The organism is Sphingopyxis sp. Root154, from assembly GCF_001427105.1.
Taxonomy (GTDB): domain Bacteria; phylum Pseudomonadota; class Alphaproteobacteria; order Sphingomonadales; family Sphingomonadaceae; genus Sphingopyxis.
The window spans coordinates 604,839-622,605 of record NZ_LMGI01000001.1; the positions used below are offsets into that span (position 1 = coordinate 604,839).

Sequence of the window (17,767 nt, forward strand, 5' to 3'; positions counted from 1 at the left end):
GCGAGAGCGAGGAGACAGATCATGCCGATCGTAACCGTACAAGTCACCAAGGAGGGCACCGAAGCCGGTGTCGACCATGTGACCCCCGAGCAGAAAGCCGCTATCTATAAGGGAATGAGCCAGGTTCTGTTCGACGTGCTCAAAAAGCCCCCCGAATGGACTTGGGTCATCTTCCAGGAGGTCGAGATGGAGGACTGGGGCTGGGGTGGAATGCCCGTCGCCGAATATCGCAAGAAGCTTGCAGGACCCCCCGGCTGAGTTTCGTCAACCTCCCCCCGAAAACACCCGTCATCGATCGCCGATGGCGGGTGTTTGGTTGAGACGCGCGCGGCAAGCGCTTGCCGCTGTGACGGCCGGACAAACTCCGCTATTCTGCGTGCGGGCAAGAAAGGGAGACAGATGGATCGGCTCGATGCCATGCGGGTCATTCTGGCGGTCGTCGACGCGGGCAGTCTGTCCGCGGGAAGCCGCAAGCTGAATGCGCCGCTCCCCAGCGTCAGCCGCAAAGTCGCAGAGCTTGAGCGCCATCTCGGCACAAACCTTCTCGTCCGCACCAGTCGCAATATCCAACTTACCGATGCGGGGCGCGATTATGTCGAAGCTGCGCGGCGGATCATCGCCGACCTCGACGAAGCCGAACGGCGCGCATCGGGCGAATATAGCACCCCGCGCGGCGAACTGACGGTCACCATGCCGGTCGAATTTGGCGCACGCCATGTGATGCCGATCGCGCTGTCGTTCATGGCCGAATATCCCGAAGTCACCCTCAACCTCATCGCCTCCGACCGGCGCACCCATATCGTCGATGAACATATCGACGTCGCAATCCGCCTAGGCCATCTGGCCGACAGCGCTCTCTATGCGGTCAAGACAGGCGACTTTCGCCTGATCACATGCGCCAGTCCCGACTATCTCGAGCGGCGTGGCACACCGACCGATCCGCGCGAATTGTCCGCGCACGATGGCATCCTCTTCGGGACCCAGCAGATGTTCTGGACCTATCGCATCGACGGCGAGGACATGATCTGCGCGCCGCGGACGCGGATTGCCGTCAACAGCGCCGCGGGCAATCTCGCGGCGGCACTTCGCGGCATCGGGGTCGCGCGTCTCTTCGATTATCAGCTATCGGGGCAGATCCAATCGGGAGCGCTCGTTCACGTGCTTACCGACGGCGATAGCGAGCCGCGCCCGGTGCATATCGTCTATCCGCGCCAAGGGCTGCTGCCGCTTAAGGTGCGCGCCTTTATCGACTGGGCAACGCCCCAGCTGCGCGCCGCCTGCAAGGGTTTTGACTGCCCCTGACCCGACCCTTGCCGCGATTGAGAGGCTCGCTCTCGCTTTCGCCCGCTACCGGCATTTTCCCGCACGACTAAATCGTTCTGGTCCGCCCCGTCCATCACGGCCGGTCGGCGTCCATCCCTTGTTGGAAAGGAAGAACGATGAACGAAGCAAAGGGCACCGCCCTCATTACCGGAGCGTCGAGTGGAATTGGCGCGCTTTACGCCGATCGCCTGGCTCGCCAATGCTATGACCTGATCCTTGTCGCGCGCAACGCCACCAAACTCGAGCGCGTGGCACAAGCGATCCGCGAAGCCACCGGCCGCCAGATCGACACGCTGCCCGCCGACCTGACGAACACCGCCGATCTTCGGCTCGTCGAAGCCCGGCTCGCGAACGACCGCAGCATCACCTTGCTGGTCAACAATGCCGGGATCGGCTCGACCGCTCGCGCCCTTGACGCCGACGTCGATACAATGAGCGCGATGGTATCGCTCAATGTCGAGGCGCTGATGCGCCTGACCTATGCGGTCGTGCCTGCCTTTGTTGCGCGCGGCCGCGGCACGATCGTCAACATCGCCTCGATCGTCGCGGTCGCCCCCGAGGTACTGAACGGCGTTTATGGCGGCTCCAAGGCCTTCGTCCTCGCCTTCAGCCAGAACCTGCGTCACGAACTCGACGGCACCGGGGTCCATGTACAGGTCGTCCTGCCCGGCGCAACGGCGACCGACTTCTGGGACATCGCGGGCACGCCCGTCGAGCATCTTCCCGGCGAGATTGTCATGCGGGCCGACCAGCTCGTCGATGCCGCGCTGACCGGCCTCGCGCGCGGCGAATTTGCGACCATCCCCAGTCTTCACGACGAATCCCACTGGGACGCCTTCGAGGCGGCCCGGCAGGCCATGGCGGGCGAATTGTCCACCAGCACCCCCGCGGCCCGATATCTGGCCGCTTGATCCCCGAAGCCTAGCAGGAGTAAAATCATGTCACAGAATATCGTATATACCGGAAAAACCCACACCACCGGCGGCCGCGACGGCGCGTCGCGCAGCTCGGACGGCGAACTCGATATCGCGCTGTCGCCGCCCGGATCGAGCCGCACCGGCACCAACCCAGAACAGCTGTTCGCGGCCGGCTGGTCGGCCTGCTTCCTCGGCGCGATTGGCAAGGCTGCCAGCGAACACAAATTGCGGCTGCCTGCTGACGCCGCCATCGACGCCGAAGTCGATCTTGCGCTGGACGATGGGGGCTTTTCTCTGATCGCGCGCCTCAACGTCAGCCTGCCCGGTATTGATCACGAAACCGCCGAAACGCTGACCGCCCGTGCACATGAGATCTGCCCTTATTCGAAAGCGACGCGCGGTAACATCGGCGTCGAGATCAACGTCGTCTGAAGCACCGAGAGCCGTCGCTCGCGTCATCTGACGGGACGCGACGGCTTCCACAGTGAAAGGATCTGATCCATGTCGAAACTTCTTCCGACGATCGCCGCCGCCGCGCTGGCGCTTGGCGCCTCGGTCGTCCCCGTCGCTACTCAGCCGGCGGATGCGCAAACCACGACCGAAATCGGCTATGTCGAAATCGATCGTGACATCTCGCTGCGGCGCATGGTCGTTCGCGGCACCTATCCAAAAGGCATCGTCCTGTTGCTGCACGGCTTCCCCGAAACGATCCACGCGTGGCAGGGCGTGACGGATGAACTTGGCGGCGAATACGAGGTGCACGCCTTCGATTGGCCCGGCTTTGGGTTTTCGTCGCGTCCCTCCGCTGCGAGGTTCGGCTACAGTCCGCGCGATTACGCGCGCGTTCTGCGGCATTATATCGACAAGGTCGGCATCGACCGGTCGAGGCTGATGATCTATGCGACCGACATAGGGGCGCTTCCGGCGCTTCTGGCCGCTCTCGACGAGCCCGATATCGCCCGGACAATCATCGTCGGCGACTTCGCGCCCTTTGACCGGCCGGATTATATGCAGGAGCGGTTGCAGGCGCTGAAGTCCCCCGAGACCGGCGAGCAGGTCCGCGCCCAGTTCAACGCGACGCGCGACGAGATCATCGAAAACGCATGGCGCCGCGGGTTCAAACCCGAAGAGCAGTTTGGGATCTCCGCCATCTTCAAGGCGGACATGACCGCGGCCTGGAACCACGGCACTCTGACCACCGCCGACGCCTTCGCGCGCTATTATTCTCATTTCACGCGCGACCAGAATTATTTCGAGGCCAGCCTCGGAAAACTGCAGACGCCGGTGAAAATCGTCTGGGGCGCGCGCGACATCTATATCGACACGGCAATGGGAGTAGAATTCGCCGCACGAGCCGACTCGAAGATCAGCATTCTTCCTGGAATCGGCCACTATCCGCATCTCCAGAACCCGCGCGAGACCGCCGCGGAAATCCGATCGGCCATTGCCGACGCCGTCAGCAAATAAGGAAAGCGATGATGACCTTTACCTCCCTCTTTGCAATTCTCGTCGCAGTCGCGCCGGCCAGTCCGTCGGCGACGCCGCCGGCGGGAGTCACACGCAGCAACCTTCAGCGGCATGATCTTTCAATCGACGGTCGCAAGACTATTCAGGCGCGCATCGACGTCGCTCCAGACGCGGTCGCGCCCTGGCATCGTCACCCCGGCGAGGAAGTTATCTACGTGATCGAGGGCACGCTGGAATATCAGCTCGAAGGGCAGGCGCCGGTCACAATCAAGGCGGGCGAGGTTCTGTTCGTTCCCGCAGGCGTCGCGCATATGGCGCGCAACCGAACCGCCGCCAACGGCGCCGAACTTGCAACCTATATCGTCGAGAAGGGCAAGCCGCTCCTTGTCCCCGTTGATGAAGCAACGCTCGTGTCCAGCCGGCCGGAGAAATCCGAATGATCCGCGCAATCCTAATCGCCGCCCTTGCTTTCGCTTCGCCCGCGACCGCGGCAGCCCAAAGTATCGAAGCCGGGCGCGAAGCATCGCAATTCGTGCCGGTAGAAAATGAGCCGCCCGCCGAACTGTTCGTCGATCCTCCGCTCGCCGGTCCGCTGGCGCGGGGCGCGACGATCATCCCCTACCGGACCGAGAATTTTCGCATCCTGCCGATTTTCGGCGCGACAGCGGTCGACGTTTCGCCGCGCGCCGGGCATCTCCACGTCAGCGTCGATGATCTGCCGTGGCGGTGGGCCGACGCCGGCGACAATGACGCGGTCGTCGTCAACGGCCTTCCCGCCGGTCCGCACAAGATCCTGATCGAACTCGCGACGCCAGAACATAAAGTTCTGACCGGAAAGTCGGTGACATTTGTCGTTCCAGCCTCGAAATCCGAAACATCCGACAAGCCGTTGCACGATCATTAGATTGGTGAATTTGGCCGATTGGAGACAGGCGGCTTTTGGCGGCCAAACAAAGAGAGCGGACGTTCCAAGACAATTCAGAGCGCTCGCTCTCAGGGATAGCAAGATTTGATAGTTAGACTTCGATCCCTTCTGCCAATGTCAGCGCATCTTCAACATCGACGCCAAGGTATCGGACCGTATTTTCAATCTTGGTGTGACCAAGCAGAATTTGCACAGCGCGGAGATTTCCGGTCGCCTTGTAAATAATTGATGCCTTCGTTCTACGTAACGAATGTGTTCCATAGTCTTCGCTTCGGAGGCCAACCGCCGTTACCCACTCATCGACAAGGCGCGCATATTGCCGCGTGCTCATATGGGAAGAGTGGTCGACGCGGCTGGGGAAAGCATAATCCTCGATCGACCCGCCGCGCCGCTCGAGCCAAGCGAGGAGGCTTCCGCGTGCGTCCGAAGTGATTTCAAATTGGACCGGCCGACCTGTCTTTTGCTGAGTAACTATCGCCCGAGTTCGCATCTCAGTACCGGTGACTAGGTCGCCAATCTTGATCTTCACAAGATCGCAGCCTCTGAGTTTGCTATCGATCGCAAGATCAAAAAGCGCCCGATCGCGGAGCCGATGCTCCCGATCCAGATGAAAGCGAATCGCCCATATCTGGCGTGGTTTCAGCGGACGCTTTGCACCAACCTTTCGACCAGCGTTCCACGCCGGGCGCGGAGGCAAACAGTCAAATTCTGATCGTCCCATGATTATTCTCCTTCGGCCAGAATGGCCAAATGGAAAACGCTTTCGTCGAGCCGATGGCCAGACAGAGGGAGCCTTCTTCGCGGCAATCGATAATCAGCGTCGAAAACACATCGGGATTTTACGATAGGTGTTGACGGACGCAAACGCATCGAATAATTCCGATGAATGAACAACGATTCAGCCCTGTTGGCCTTGGCCGCGCTCGCCCATCCCACGCGCCTCAACGCATTCCGCCTGCTTGTGCAGCACGAGCCCGACGGCCTTTCGACCGGTGAACTCGTCGATGCCTCGGGCCTCTCGCAAAGCACCTTCTCAACGCACCTGGCGGTCCTCGTAAAGGCGGGCCTGGTGACATCGGAGAAGCGCGGCCGTCAGATCAACCAGCGCGCCGAGATCGATACGCTGCGCGGCCTGATGCTCTTCCTCGCCAAGGATTGCTGCGAGGGACGCGCCGAGCTTTGCGAGCCGCTGCTCGCCGAGCTGGCTTGCTGCTGAGCGCGCGATCTCCAGACACGGCACGCCTTTGATTGCCCGAACGAATTCCAGCGTGCGCCTTTCTTCGCGCACGCCGCAACCCGATGAGGAGACGGAGATGACCGACAAGACCTATAATGTGTTGTTCCTGTGCACCGGTAACAGTGCGCGATCGATCCTTGCCGAGGCGCTGCTGAACCGGCTCGGAGAGGGACGCTTTCGCGCCTACAGCGCGGGCAGCTTCCCCAAGGGCGACGTCCATCCGCAGGCGCTCGCCCTGCTCGACGAGCTTGGCTTCGAGACGCAGGGCCTGCGCTCGAAAAGCTGGGACGAGTTTTCCGTTCCCGGTACGCCCGAATTCGATTTCATTTTCACCGTCTGCGACAATGCGGCTGGCGAGACATGCACGATCTGGCCTGGCAGGCCGATGAGCGCACATTGGGGGATCGAGGACCCCGCCGCGGTCGAAGGCCCGGGTCAGCGGGAAGCGTTCGAACGCGCGCTCCATTATCTGTCGAACCGAATCTCGCTCTTCCTCGCGCTGCCCCACAACAGCATCGACGAAATGGCAATGGAACGGAAACTCAAGGAAATCGGCCGCACCGAAGGCTCGACGAGCGAAGCGGAGTCGGCCGAATGACGACCGACATCATCATCTACCACAACCCCGAATGCGGAACCTCGCGCAACACGCTCGCGATGATCCGCAATGCCGGCATCGAGCCGCATGTTGTCGAGTATCTGAAGACCCCGCCCACGCGCGCGCTGCTGGAACAGCTGATCGAACGCGCAGGTATTGCCCCTCGCGCTCTCCTTCGCGAGAAGGGGACGCCTTTTGCCGAGCTTGGCCTCGGCGACGAGAGCCTCGGCGACGACGCGCTCATCGAGGCGATGATGGCGCATCCGATCCTGATCAACCGCCCGCTCGTCGTCTCGCCGCTCGGCGTGAAGCTCTGCCGTCCCTCGGAAGAGGTGCTCGACCTCATCCCCGCACAGCAGCGCGGCGCCTTTGCCAAGGAAGACGGCGAACAGGTTGTCGACGACGCCGGCAACCGCCTCCGCGCCTGAGGAGAGATTCGATGACGCAACCGAAGCGCGAACGCCTGTCGTTCCTCGACCGCTTTCTGACCATATGGATCTTCCTCGCGATGGCGCTGGGCGTGCTGCTCGGCTCGACCTTCGCCGGACTTCCCGCCGCAATCGACAGCCTCTCGTGGGGCTCGACCAATATCCCGATCGCGATGGGCCTCATTCTGATGATGTATCCGCCGCTGGCGCGCGTCCGCTACGAAGAGCTGCCGCGGGTGTTCGAGGACAAACGGGTCCTCGCGATCTCGCTGATCCAGAACTGGATCATCGGCCCCGCCCTGATGTTCGCGCTCGCGGTCATCTTCCTGTCCGACAAGCCGGAATATATGACCGGCCTGATCCTCATCGGCCTCGCGCGCTGCATCGCGATGGTGATCGTCTGGAACCAGCTCGCGAAAGGCGACAATCAATATGTAGCCGCGCTCGTCGCCTTCAACTCGATCTTCCAGATCCTGTTCTTCAGCGTCTACGCCTGGTTCTTCCTCACGATCCTGCCACCGCTGTTCGGGCTCGAAAGCATCGTCATCGACGTCAGCTTCTGGACCGTTGCTGAGGCGGTGCTCATCTACTTGGGTATCCCGTTCGCTGCAGGATATCTAACCCGCAGATGGCTTGCCGGCACCAAGGGCAATGACTGGTACGAGACGCGCTTCCTGCCAAGGATCGCCCCGATCACGCTCGTCGCGCTGCTCTTCACGATCGTTGCCATGTTCAGTCTCAAAGGCGGCGAGATCGTCACCATTCCGGGCGACGTCGTGCGGATCGCGATCCCGCTCACCATCTATTTCGTCGTGCAGTTCGTCATCAGCTTCTGGATGGGCAAGCTCATCGAAGCCGATTATCCGCGCACGACGGCGGTCGCCTTCACCGCGGCAGGCAATAATTTCGAGCTTGCGATCGCTGTCGCCATCGCAGCCTTTGGCCTTGCCTCGCCGGTCGCCTTCGCCGCGGTCATCGGGCCGCTTGTCGAGGTCCCAGTACTCATCCTGCTGGTGAGCGTCGCCTTCTGGTTCGGACGGCGCTGGTTTCCCGCGACCACTCCAGCGAAAGGTTGACCATTATGTCCGGCACGGCCTTTTCCCGCCTGCGCACGCTCGCCGATCCCGACCATCTTCCGGCGCTGCGTCCCGAATTTATCCGGTCCTCGCCCGGCCTCGGCCTTGGCCCGCTCGATCCGGCGCCGCGCATCCTCCTACTCTACGGGTCGCTTCGCGAGCGCTCCTACTCGCGGCTCGTCGTCGAGGAAACCGCGCGCCTGCTCCAGCTTTTCGGCTGCGAGACGCGCATCTTCGACCCGTCCGACCTTCCGCTTCCAGACCAGGTCGCTGACGACGATCATCCGGCGGTTGAGGAGCTGCGCCAGCATTCGATCTGGTCAGAAGGCCAGGTCTGGTGCAGCCCCGAGCGTCACGGCCAGATTACCGGGATCATGAAGGCCCAGGTCGATCATTTGCCGCTTGCCTACAAGGGCCTCCGCCCGACACAGGGGCGAACGCTCGCGGTAATGCAGGTCTCGGCGGGCTCGCAGTCTTTCAACAGCGTGAACACGCTGCGTATCCTTGGCCGCTGGATGCGCATGATTACAATCCCCAACCAGTCGAGCGTGGCGAAAGCCTATCAGGAGTTCGACGAAGCGGGCCGCATGCTGCCATCGAATTATTATGACCGGATTGTCGATGTCGCCGAGGAACTGGTACGGTTCACCGTGCTGACCCGCAGCCATGCCGATCAGCTGGTTGACCGTTATTCGGAGCGAAAAGATCGGCACGAGCCGGTGGTGACGCCAGCGCAAATGGCTAATCTACCCGGAGCATAAATGCGCTTCATCAAGCGGCGATCGGCATGCGATATGGAAAGTACCAAGCGGCGAGCGCCGCCGTCAGCGCTTTCATTTCATTCTCGCCGTGCAGTGGGCCGGGCGTGAAGCGAAGCCGCTCGGTTCCACGCGGCACCGTTGGATAGTTGATCGGCTGAACATAGACGCCATGCTCGATGAGTAGATGGTCGCTGAGCGCCTTGGCGTGGATGGGATCGCCCACGAGGAGCGGCACGATATGCGTGTCGCTCGGCAAGACCGGCAGCCCCGCGGCCCGAAACAGCGACTTAAGCCGCTGAGCGGCGGCCTGCTGGCCTTCGCGTTCACACGTCGACGCCTTCAGGTGGCGCACGCTGGCGAGCGCGCCGGCGGCGAGAACTGGCGACAGCGAGGTCGTAAAGATAAAGCCCGGTGCATAGCTGCGAATGCAGTCGATGACTGCGAGGTCCGCGGCGACATAACCGCCCATGACGCCGAAAGCCTTGGCGAGCGTGCCCTCGATCACGCTAACGCGGTGCGCCACTTCATCGCGCTCCGATATACCGCCCCCGCGCGGGCCATACATGCCAACGGCATGGACCTCGTCGAGATAGGTGAGAGCTTGATAGCGATCCGCCAGATCGCAGATCGCGGCGATCGGTGCGACATCGCCGTCCATCGAATAGACGCTCTCGAAGGCGATGAGCTTGGGCCGCGCGGGGTCGGTTTCGGCAAGCAGCGCCTCAAGATGCGCCAGATCATTATGGCGGAAAATCTTCCGTTCGCATCCCGCGTTGCGAATGCCGGCAATCATGCTGGCATGATTGAGCTCGTCCGAAAAGATCACGCAGCCGGGCAGGAGCTTGCCGAGCGTTGCCAGCGTGGCATCGTTCGACACATAGCCCGAAGTAAAGAGGAGCGCGCTTTCCTTGCCATGGAGATCGGCGAGTTCGCGCTCGAGTTCGATATGATAATGGGTGTTGCCGCTGATATTGCGTGTGCCGCCCGAGCCGGCGCCGACGTCGGCGATCGCGGCCTCCATTGCCTCGAGTACCTCCGGGTGCTGCCCCATGCCGAGATAGTCGTTCGAGCACCAGACGGTGATCGACTTTGCTTCTCCGGCCGCATCGAACCAGCGCGCGCCGGGATAGGCGCCGCGGTCGCGCAGGATGTCGACGAACACCCGATAGCGCCCCTCGTCGTGCAGGCGCGAGATCGCATCGCTGAAAATCTGGTCGTAGCGCATAGGCATGCCCCCAAAGGTCGGAATAGCCGGGATACCCTGGCTTCTATCTGCCAGGCGCATCCGCTTCCCATTAGGAATAACACGTACAGGCCAGCCGGAGATTTCGCCGGTTAGCGGGCGATTTGTGTCATCCTACGTTTGCTGTGCTACCTGCACAGAGGGAAGCCGTAGGTTCGAGGTCGTCGCGCATGATCGCGCCGCGATGGCGGTCGAATTGCGCGGCGATCAGCCGGGCGTAGGGCAGACCATCATCCTCGACGACGAGCCTCTCATCGTCCCAGCGAAGGATATGCAGGCGCTCGAAGGCTGAGAGCGCGGTCCTCGCAGACCGTAGCCAACCCGCCTCAAGACATGCGGTCCCCTGGCACAGCAACTCCCTGATGATCCGTCCGCGCTCGCGGTCATCGGCGTCGATCGCAGCGCCGCGAACAGCCGTCAGCTGGCCGGCCGCGATGAGGTCGCGATAGACGCCTGCGCGCTTTTCGTTCTGCACGATGAGATCGGGAAACCGGCTGATCGCACTGGCACCGATGCCGATCAGCACCGGGCTGTCATCTTCGGTAAAGCCCTGAAAATTGCGGCTCACCCGCCCCTCGCGCGCGGCGTCGGCAAGCGGATCGGAAGGCAGCGCAAAATGATCGAATCCGACGGGAACATAGCCCGCTTCGGTCAGGCGCTCATAACCGCGCCAAGCCTGCTCAAAGCGCAATTTGTGATCGGGCAGATTGCTGGCGTCGATCTGGCGCTGGCGCGGAATCATGTGCGGAAGATGCGCATAGCCAAAAAGCGATATCCGGCTCGGCGCGAGACGGATCGTTTCTTCGAGCGTGTCGTCGAGATCGGCGAGGGTCTGACCGGGCAGGCCGTACATCAGATCGAAATTGATGGCGTTGATATCGCGCAGCCTCAGCCCGGCAACGACGCGTTCGATGTGCGACAGTGGCTGGATGCGGCCGATTGCCTGCTGGATGTGCGGCGCGAAGGTCTGGACGCCGAGGCTGACGCGCGTGACGTGGGCGGCGGCGAGAACGAGCGCCCATTCGGCGGAGAAGCCGCGCGGATCGAGTTCGATCGATATCTCGGGACGATGAGCGTCGAAGAGAGTGAGCAGAAGATCGAGCAGGCGCACGAGCTCGACCGGCGCGATCGCATTGGGGCTGCCGCCACCGAATGCGATCCGCTGGACGCGCCCGCGGCCCCCGAGCCGCTTGGCGACGAGAGATATCTCCGACTGGAGCGCGGCAAGATAGTCGGCGAGCCGATGCTTGCGGCCCGCTGCACCGGTGTTGCAACCGCAGTACCAGCAAATCTGCTCGCAGAAGGGAATATGGACATAAAGCGAGATAGGCGTCCCAGCTCCGACGGCGTCGAGCGCCCGGTTATAGGCTTCCTTGCCAACGTCGTCGGCGAATTCCATTGCCGTAGGATAGCTGGTGTATCGCGGCACGGGCTGGGCGAGCAGATCGGGATGATAGGACCACATGCGGGGACTTTAGATGCTGCCGGGAGCGACGACATTGACCGGGATCAACATCGGCGACCTCAGCAGCATCGCCCCCTTTTGCCGGCCGATTTTTCGCGGCGGTCGTTGACAGCATGACAGGCCTTGGCGCAGGCGCTGCCATCGTTTCGCGGAGCGGCAGGATCGGCGGGCAGGACGAGATTATGCGCGCCGCCGCCGCATGCCGGAATGCGCACTATCCGCGCGTCGGTCGCAAGCGGCGCTAGAGCTAGCCCGGCGACGACGGCGACGGTGCTGATCCGGCGTGCGATCATGACGGCCGGTCTTCTTCTTCCTCGACGAAAATGCGCAGAGCAGCGCCATCCAGATCATCGAACTGCCCTTGCCGCAGCGACCAGAAAAAGGCGGCAAGGCCCAGTAGGCCAAGACCGAGCGCGATCGGAATGAGGACGAGAACGCCGTTCACCGCAGGGCTCTTTTGAGACGCAGCGCGTTGCCGACGACGATCAGCGACGAGCCCGACATCGCAATGGCGGCAACCAGCGGCGTCACGAGTCCCAGGAAGGCAAGCGGCACCGCGACCGCATTATAGCAGATCGCAAGGATGAAATTTTGCCGCACGATCGCCTGCGTCCTTCGTGCCATACAGATCGTCTGCACCACCGGCATCAGGCGGTCGCCGAGGAATATGCAATCGGCGGCATTTTTTCCGACGTCGCTCGCCGACCCTGGCGCCATCGACGCGTGCCCGGCCGCAAGCGCCGGTCCATCATTGAGACCGTCGCCGATCATCAGCACCATCCGGCCCTTTCCTGCATGGCGCGCGATGGCCGCGAGCTTGTCCTGCGGACTCATGCCGGTCTGGGCGGTTAATCCCAGTTCACGCGCGACAGGCGCAACCGCTTCGGCGCGATCGCCCGAGAGAATCATGGCGGGGATGCCTTCGGCGCGCAGCGCATCGACCGCCTCGCGGGCATCGGGACGCAGCCGGTCGGCAAATCGGATGATCGCAGCCGACTGGCCATCGACAGCGAGTTCGGTAGCCAGCGCATCGCCGCCGATCGAGTCATGCGGCCGTCCCAGGGTCACTCGGCTTTCGGCCCAGCGCGCCTCGACCCCGAAGCCCGGCGTTTCGCAGAGCGACTGGACGTCGGCCGGTCGCACATCATGGTCCTTGAGGCCGCGGGTCAGCGCCTCGCTCAGCGGATGCCGGCTGGCTTGGGCAAGCGCGAGGATCAGCGACTTCAAGCCGATGTCGAGCCTCTCGATCCCCATAGCCTCGGGCCGCCCCAGCGTAAGCGTGCCGGTCTTGTCGATAAGAGCGAGGTCGACCTCGGCCAGCCGTTCGAGCGCGGAGCCGTCCTTGATCAGCACGCCCCGGCGCATCAGCTCGCCCGCCGCGACGATCTGCGCCGCGGGTACCGCGAGACCTAGCGCACAGGGGCAGGTGATGATGAGGACCGCGGCGGCGATCAACAGGCTATGGTGCCACCCTGCCCCCGCGATCATCCAGCCAGCAAAGGCCATCAGGGCAAGGCAGTGGACGGCAGGGGCGTAGAGGCGCGCCGCACGGTCCGCAATACGGACATAGCGCGACTTCCCCTGTGCCGCCTCGCCCATGAGGCGGGCGATATCGGCGATCGCCGTGTCGGCGCCCGCTGCCGTGACGCGAACCTTGAGGGGTGCATCGATGTTGAGCGTCCCTGCATGAACGGGATCGCCGAGCCGAACCGCCTGCGGCGCGCTTTCGCCCGTCAAAAGCGAAAGGTCGATGCTGCTCGATCCACCCGCGACGACGCCGTCCGCTGCAAGCCGTTCGCCGGCGGCAATGAGCATGACCATGCCCGGCTCGAGCGCGGTGGCATCGACCCAGTGCGTAGACCGTTCGTGGCGGAAGACCATCGCGCCGGTGCCCATGTTGCGCAAAAGAGCCGAAACCCCGCCGCGCGCGCGGTCGCGCATCACACTGTCGAGCCACCGGCCGCACAAGAGAAAGAAGAGAAGCATGACCGCGCCGTCGAAATAGGCGTGCGCGCCGTGCGTCAGCGTTTCGTAAAGGCTGATCGTGCTGACGAGCAGAACCCCGATGCTGATCGGGACGTCCATATTGGTCTGGCGGTGGCGGAGCGCGCCCCATGCCGACCGAAAAAAGGGCCTCCCGGCATAGGCGATCGTCGGCAAGGCGATCAGCGCCGAAAGCCAGTGGAACAGGTCGCGGGTGGTCCCCGTCGCGCCCGACCAGACGGAGACCGAGAGCAGCATGATATTCATCATGGCAAAGCCCGACACCGCGACGGCGCGAAGGAGCGCACGGCTGTTTGCGGCGTCGGCGTCCACGTCCTCGGGCCCCTTGCCGATCGGATGCGCGTCGAAGCCGAGGGTAGCGAAAGCGCCTACGAGGTCGGGGACCTGCGCGTCGGGCAGGCACGAAAGATGGACGCGCTTCTCGGTGAAGTTCACGCGAGCGGCAGCGATGCGGCGGTCGCGTACCAGCCCCTGCTCGAGCTTGGCGATGCATCCGGCGCAGCGGATATCAGGAACGGCGAAATCGCGCTCGATCAGAGCGTCGGCGCTCATTGCACATCCTTCCGGTAACGCGCTTCTTCGGCGCCGTGGCGGATGATGAGGTCGAGCCGCCAGCGCCCCCACGCCAGCGGCTCGACCGAGCGCATCACGCCGCCCGCCGCGGGCTCGAATTGGAGCGCGGCGGGCGCGGTACGCCCAACTGGGTGACTGACGGTCGCCGACACGACAAGGTCGCCGAGCGGCGTGTCATTTTTCCGAACCGTCAACAGGACATGCCGCGCGGGATCGAGGCTGACCGTCTCGCTCCACGCCAATCGGTCCTGCACGTCGGCCCGTTTCAGCCATTCGTTATAGTGCTGGCTCGCGACATAGCTGTTATCGACGACCGTCCCCCCGAAGGTCGAGGAAGCGAGCCGCGCCATCGTGAAATTGACGGTCATCACGACGGCGAAGAAGGCAACGAGGATCGCGGTCATATGCCAGCCGGTAAAGGCCTTGGCGGCGGGGCGGTCGGTCATGGGGCAGTCTCCGGTCGGTCGAACTGGATTGTTTCGGCGTCGCCTCGGGGGTCGCCATCGAGCCCGCGGGTCGCGATGGTGAACTCGTGGCGCGCCGGTCCGCCGGCAGGCGCGGCAATGAAGAGTTTGACGCGGGTGACGCTGTCGGGCGCAAGCGCCACCTCGATCCGCTGCCCCGCGGCCTTGCGCGACCCGGCCTCGGTCCACAAAGCGGCGCCGGCGAGGCCGCTGACGGTTACCGCGACCCGGCGCGGCCGCGTCTCCATATTGCGAAGCTTCAGCGTATAAGTATTGCGGATATGGCCGTCCGAGAGCTGGACATAGAGCGGGCTGCGCTCGTGCTGGACGGCGAGATCGAGCCGCGTGCGCTGGCCGAGCGAGAAGAGCATCGCCGCACCGATCGCGCTCCACACACCAAGATAGATCAAAGTGCGCGGACGCATCAGCGTCTTGCGCACCGGCTGCGACTGGCCGCCGGCCTTTTCGATCGCCGCGTCGTCGAGCGTGCAATAATCGATCAGACCGCGCGGGCGACCAATTTGCTTCATCACGCCGTCGCAGGCATCGATGCACAACGCGCAGGTGATGCAGCCGATCTGAGGCCCCTCGCGGATGTCGATCCCGGTCGGGCAGACCGCGACGCATTGGCTGCAATCGACGCAATCGCCAAAGGCATCAGGGTGCGCGGCGGCCTTTTTGACGCTGCCGCGCGGCTCGCCGCGCCAATCCTTGTAGGTGACCAGCAGCGACTTTTCGTCCATCATCGCTGTCTGGATGCGCGGCCAGGGGCACATGTAGATGCACACCTGTTCGCGCATGAAGCCACCGAGAATGAAGGTTGTCGCGGTGAGGACGGCGACGGTGCCGTAGGCGACCGGTGCCGCCTGCCCGGCCCAGAAGTCGTGAGTCAGCGTCGGCGCGTCGGCGAAATACATGATCCACGCGCCGCCCGTCCAGAAGGCGATGCCCAGATAGATGGCATATTTGGCGCCGCGCTTCGCCAGCTTTTCGATGGTCCAGGGGCCATTCGCCAGCCGCATCTGCGCATTACGGTCGCCGTCGATCAGCCGGTCGACATGCTGGAAGAGATCGGTCCAGACGGTCTGCGGGCAGGCATAACCGCACCAGGCGCGCCCGACCGCGCTGGTAACGAGGAACAGGCCGATACCCGCCATGATCAAGAGGCCCGCGACATAGTAGAATTCGTGCGGCCAGATTTCGATCTGGAACATGTAGAAGCGCCGGTGGGCAAGATCGACGAGCACCGCCTGATCGGGCGCATAGGGTCCGCGGTCCCAGCGAATCCAGGGCGTGCCATAATAGATGGCAAGAGTGACCGCCATGATCGCCCATTTGAAGCGACGGAAGGGACCGTTCACCGCCTTGGGGTAAACGCCCTTGCGCGCTTCGTAGAGCGAGGCCGGGGCGCCGGCGAGATCCTCAGGGCTGGCCATCGGCTCCCTGCCCTTTCGCCGCGGGCGCCGGGGGTGCCTTCTCGCCGCCGCCCAGCGAATAGACATAGGTTGCGAGCATCTTGATGGTGACCGGGTCGAGGCGCTCGCCCCAGCGCGGCATCACGCCGTTGCGCGGCTGGTTGATCGTCGCGGCGAGGCTGTCGCGGTCGCCGCCATAGAGCCAGATGGCATCGGTGAGTTTCGGCGCGCCCACCTGCCGCCCGCCCTCGCCGCGGGCGCCATGGCACACCGCGCAATTGGTGTCGAAGAGCACCGCGCCGCGCGCCGAAGAGGCGCTCGCCTTCTCCTGGCGGCTGAGCGTGCGAACAAAGCTGACCACATCGCCGATCTGCGCCGCATCGAGTATCCCGTCGCGCCCGAATGCCGGCATCAGGCTTGCCCGCGTGTCCTTATGCCCGGGATTCCGGATGCCATGCGTGACTGTATATTCGATCGCAGCAAGGTCGCCGCCCCACAGCCAGTCGTCGTCGGTCAGGCTCGGATAGAGCGTCTTGAGACCTGCGCCGCCGGCGCCGTGGCACTGGATGCAATGCACGCGGAATGCCGCGCCGCCGCCCTGCACCGCGGCCTGCATCAGCGCATGCTTGGTCGGCAGATCGGCGATATCGGTCGCAGCGATCGCATTCACGGTCGGCGCGCGGCGCTTGCTGTCGGCGGCGAGTTCCTGCTCGAGCTGCCCGCGGCTCGACCAGCCGAGAACGCCTTTCGTCGCGTCATCGATCATCGGCCAGGCCGGGTAGAGGATGACGTAGCCGAGCGCCCAGACGATCGTCAGATAGAAGGTCCACAGCCACCAGCGCGGCAAGGGCGTATTGAGCTCCTCGATGCCGTCCCATTCATGTCCGACCGTGCTCGTGCCGGTCGCTTCGTCGATGCGTTTCTGCTCAACCATGCTCGTCGTCCTTGAAGATCATGTTCGCGGCTTCATCGTTGCGCGGGCGCGCAGCCTTGCGAAACGGCCAGGCCACGAGGCCGAGGAAGAGGACGGCCATGGCAAGCAGCCCCCAGCTGTCGGCGAAATGGCGGAGCGCGTCGTAGGTCATGGCGCTTTCGCCTGGACGGGAGCCGTTTCGGCTTCGTGCGGACGTTCCTGCGGCCCTGCCTTGTCGACATCGACGAGGGTGCCGAGCATCTGGAGATAGGCGACGAGCGCGTCCATCTCGGTAATGCGATCGGGGTCGCCGTCGAAGTCGCGGACTTGCGCCTTGGGATAGCGCTTGGCGAGATCGCCAGCGCCCGCCTCGGGATTGGCCTGCGCCGCGATATCGTCATTCGCTTTCGCGATGTCGGCCTTCGAATAGGGCACGCCGACCCGGTAGAGCGCGGTGAGGTCGTTACGCATATCGCCGGTCTCGAGGTCGCGGTCGGCGAGGAAGGCGTATGGCGGCATGATCGATTCGGGCACGACGCTCCTGGGATCGATCAGATGCGCGCGGTGCCATTCGTCCGAGTAGCGCCCGCCGACGCGGGCGAGGTCGGGTCCGGTGCGCTTCGATCCCCATTGGAAGGGATGATCGTACATGCTCTCGGCCGCGAGGCTGTAATGGCCATAGCGCTCGACCTCGTCGCGGAACGGGCGGATCATCTGGCTGTGGCAGGTATAGCAGCCCTCGCGCATATAGATGTTCCGGCCGGCGAGCTCGAGCGGCGTGTAGGGCCGCATGCCGTCGACTTTCTCGATCGTGTTGTCGATCCAGAAGAGCGGCGCGATCTCGACGATGCCGCCGATGGTGACCGCGACGAGCGCGAAGAGACCGAGCAGGCTGACATTGCGCTCGAGAATCTTGTGGCTGAAGCCCTTTTCGGCGTTGTTCTTGGCCATTGATGGG

General features: G+C 63.6%; 22 protein-coding genes. 12 read left to right on the top strand and 10 right to left on the bottom strand.

The window, feature by feature from the left end:
• Positions 1-21 precede the first annotated feature (21 nt).
• The 7 genes from ASD73_RS02630 (at position 22) to ASD73_RS02660 (ending at position 4,611) form a co-directional block, all read left to right on the top strand.
• Positions 22-258 (top strand): tautomerase family protein, encoded by a 237-nt coding sequence (locus tag ASD73_RS02630; protein WP_056369379.1) that lies wholly within the window; start codon positions 22-24, stop codon positions 256-258.
• A gap of 141 nt (positions 259-399) precedes the next feature.
• On the top strand, positions 400-1,302 hold the full coding sequence (locus tag ASD73_RS02635; RefSeq protein WP_056369377.1) for a LysR family transcriptional regulator: 903 nt from the start codon (positions 400-402) through the stop codon (positions 1,300-1,302).
• Between the two features lie 137 nt (positions 1,303-1,439).
• Entirely contained in the window at positions 1,440-2,234 is a 795-nt protein-coding gene (locus ASD73_RS02640) for an SDR family NAD(P)-dependent oxidoreductase (protein ID WP_056369375.1), read from the top strand.
• A 27-nt stretch (positions 2,235-2,261) separates the two neighbouring features.
• Positions 2,262-2,672, top strand: coding sequence for an organic hydroperoxide resistance protein (locus ASD73_RS02645; RefSeq protein WP_056369373.1), 411 nt, complete (start codon positions 2,262-2,264; stop codon positions 2,670-2,672).
• A gap of 69 nt (positions 2,673-2,741) precedes the next feature.
• Positions 2,742-3,707, top strand: coding sequence for an alpha/beta fold hydrolase (locus ASD73_RS02650; RefSeq protein ID WP_056369371.1), 966 nt, complete (start codon positions 2,742-2,744; stop codon positions 3,705-3,707).
• Positions 3,708-3,718: 11 nt separating this feature from the next.
• Positions 3,719-4,147 carry a cupin domain-containing protein gene (locus ASD73_RS02655; RefSeq protein ID WP_156377307.1) on the top strand — a complete coding sequence of 143 codons (429 nt, stop codon included), beginning with the start codon at positions 3,719-3,721 and terminating at the stop codon, positions 4,145-4,147.
• Positions 4,144-4,611: a DUF6130 family protein gene (locus ASD73_RS02660; RefSeq protein WP_056369366.1), complete on the top strand. Its 468-nt coding sequence runs from the start codon at positions 4,144-4,146 to the stop codon at positions 4,609-4,611. The genes ASD73_RS02655 and ASD73_RS02660 overlap by 4 nt, the downstream gene beginning before the upstream one ends.
• A gap of 112 nt (positions 4,612-4,723) precedes the next feature.
• Here ASD73_RS02660 and ASD73_RS02665 read toward each other — a convergent pair whose 3' ends face one another.
• Entirely contained in the window at positions 4,724-5,353 is a 630-nt protein-coding gene (locus ASD73_RS02665) for a tyrosine-type recombinase/integrase (protein ID WP_056369364.1), read from the bottom strand.
• Positions 5,354-5,518: 165 nt separating this feature from the next.
• Here ASD73_RS02665 and ASD73_RS02670 point away from each other — a divergent pair, with 165 nt between their 5' ends.
• From ASD73_RS02670 to arsH, 5 genes are all read left to right on the top strand, one after another.
• The gene (locus ASD73_RS02670) at positions 5,519-5,848 is read left to right on the top strand and encodes an ArsR/SmtB family transcription factor (protein ID WP_056369362.1); all 330 of its coding nucleotides are present in this window, start codon (positions 5,519-5,521) and stop codon (positions 5,846-5,848) included.
• A 97-nt stretch (positions 5,849-5,945) separates the two neighbouring features.
• On the top strand, positions 5,946-6,467 hold the full coding sequence (locus ASD73_RS02675) for an arsenate reductase ArsC (RefSeq protein ID WP_056370392.1): 522 nt from the start codon (positions 5,946-5,948) through the stop codon (positions 6,465-6,467).
• Positions 6,464-6,895 carry an arsenate reductase (glutaredoxin) gene (gene arsC, locus ASD73_RS02680; protein ID WP_056369360.1) on the top strand — a complete coding sequence of 144 codons (432 nt, stop codon included), beginning with the start codon at positions 6,464-6,466 and terminating at the stop codon, positions 6,893-6,895. Before ASD73_RS02675 ends, arsC begins: the two co-directional genes overlap by 4 nt.
• An 11-nt stretch (positions 6,896-6,906) precedes the next feature.
• Positions 6,907-7,971, top strand: a complete 1,065-nt coding sequence (gene arsB, locus ASD73_RS02685; RefSeq protein ID WP_056369357.1) for an ACR3 family arsenite efflux transporter — start codon at positions 6,907-6,909, stop codon at positions 7,969-7,971.
• A 5-nt stretch (positions 7,972-7,976) separates the two neighbouring features.
• The gene (arsH, locus tag ASD73_RS02690) at positions 7,977-8,732 is read left to right on the top strand and encodes an arsenical resistance protein ArsH (RefSeq protein ID WP_056369355.1); all 756 of its coding nucleotides are present in this window, start codon (positions 7,977-7,979) and stop codon (positions 8,730-8,732) included.
• 10 nt (positions 8,733-8,742) lie between these two features.
• Here arsH and hemA read toward each other — a convergent pair whose 3' ends face one another.
• The 9 genes from hemA to ccoO form a co-directional block, all read right to left on the bottom strand.
• Positions 8,743-9,957, bottom strand: a complete 1,215-nt coding sequence (gene hemA / locus ASD73_RS02695; RefSeq protein WP_056369353.1) for a 5-aminolevulinate synthase — start codon at positions 9,955-9,957, stop codon at positions 8,743-8,745.
• Between the two features lie 127 nt (positions 9,958-10,084).
• Positions 10,085-11,440, bottom strand: coding sequence for an oxygen-independent coproporphyrinogen III oxidase (gene hemN, locus ASD73_RS02700; RefSeq protein WP_082521320.1), 1,356 nt, complete (start codon positions 11,438-11,440; stop codon positions 10,085-10,087).
• Positions 11,441-11,729: 289 nt separating this feature from the next.
• A complete protein-coding gene (ccoS, locus tag ASD73_RS02710) occupies positions 11,730-11,885 on the bottom strand; it encodes a cbb3-type cytochrome oxidase assembly protein CcoS (RefSeq protein ID WP_056369349.1) in 156 nt (51 codons plus the stop codon).
• The gene (locus ASD73_RS02715; RefSeq protein ID WP_056369347.1) at positions 11,882-13,996 is read right to left on the bottom strand and encodes a heavy metal translocating P-type ATPase; all 2,115 of its coding nucleotides are present in this window, start codon (positions 13,994-13,996) and stop codon (positions 11,882-11,884) included. Before ASD73_RS02715 ends, ccoS begins: the two co-directional genes overlap by 4 nt.
• Positions 13,993-14,463 (bottom strand): FixH family protein, encoded by a 471-nt coding sequence (locus tag ASD73_RS02720; protein WP_056369345.1) that lies wholly within the window; start codon positions 14,461-14,463, stop codon positions 13,993-13,995. The genes ASD73_RS02715 and ASD73_RS02720 overlap by 4 nt, the downstream gene beginning before the upstream one ends.
• Positions 14,460-15,917 carry a cytochrome c oxidase accessory protein CcoG gene (ccoG, locus tag ASD73_RS02725; protein ID WP_056369342.1) on the bottom strand — a complete coding sequence of 486 codons (1,458 nt, stop codon included), beginning with the start codon at positions 15,915-15,917 and terminating at the stop codon, positions 14,460-14,462. The genes ASD73_RS02720 and ccoG overlap by 4 nt, the downstream gene beginning before the upstream one ends.
• Entirely contained in the window at positions 15,904-16,830 is a 927-nt protein-coding gene (gene ccoP, locus ASD73_RS02730; RefSeq protein ID WP_056369340.1) for a cytochrome-c oxidase, cbb3-type subunit III, read from the bottom strand. The genes ccoG and ccoP overlap by 14 nt, the downstream gene beginning before the upstream one ends.
• Positions 16,823-16,981, bottom strand: a complete 159-nt coding sequence (locus ASD73_RS02735; protein ID WP_056369338.1) for a cbb3-type cytochrome c oxidase subunit 3 — start codon at positions 16,979-16,981, stop codon at positions 16,823-16,825. The genes ccoP and ASD73_RS02735 overlap by 8 nt, the downstream gene beginning before the upstream one ends.
• The gene (gene ccoO / locus ASD73_RS02740; RefSeq protein WP_056369335.1) at positions 16,978-17,760 is read right to left on the bottom strand and encodes a cytochrome-c oxidase, cbb3-type subunit II; all 783 of its coding nucleotides are present in this window, start codon (positions 17,758-17,760) and stop codon (positions 16,978-16,980) included. Before ccoO ends, ASD73_RS02735 begins: the two co-directional genes overlap by 4 nt.
• Positions 17,761-17,767: the final 7 nt, after the last annotated feature.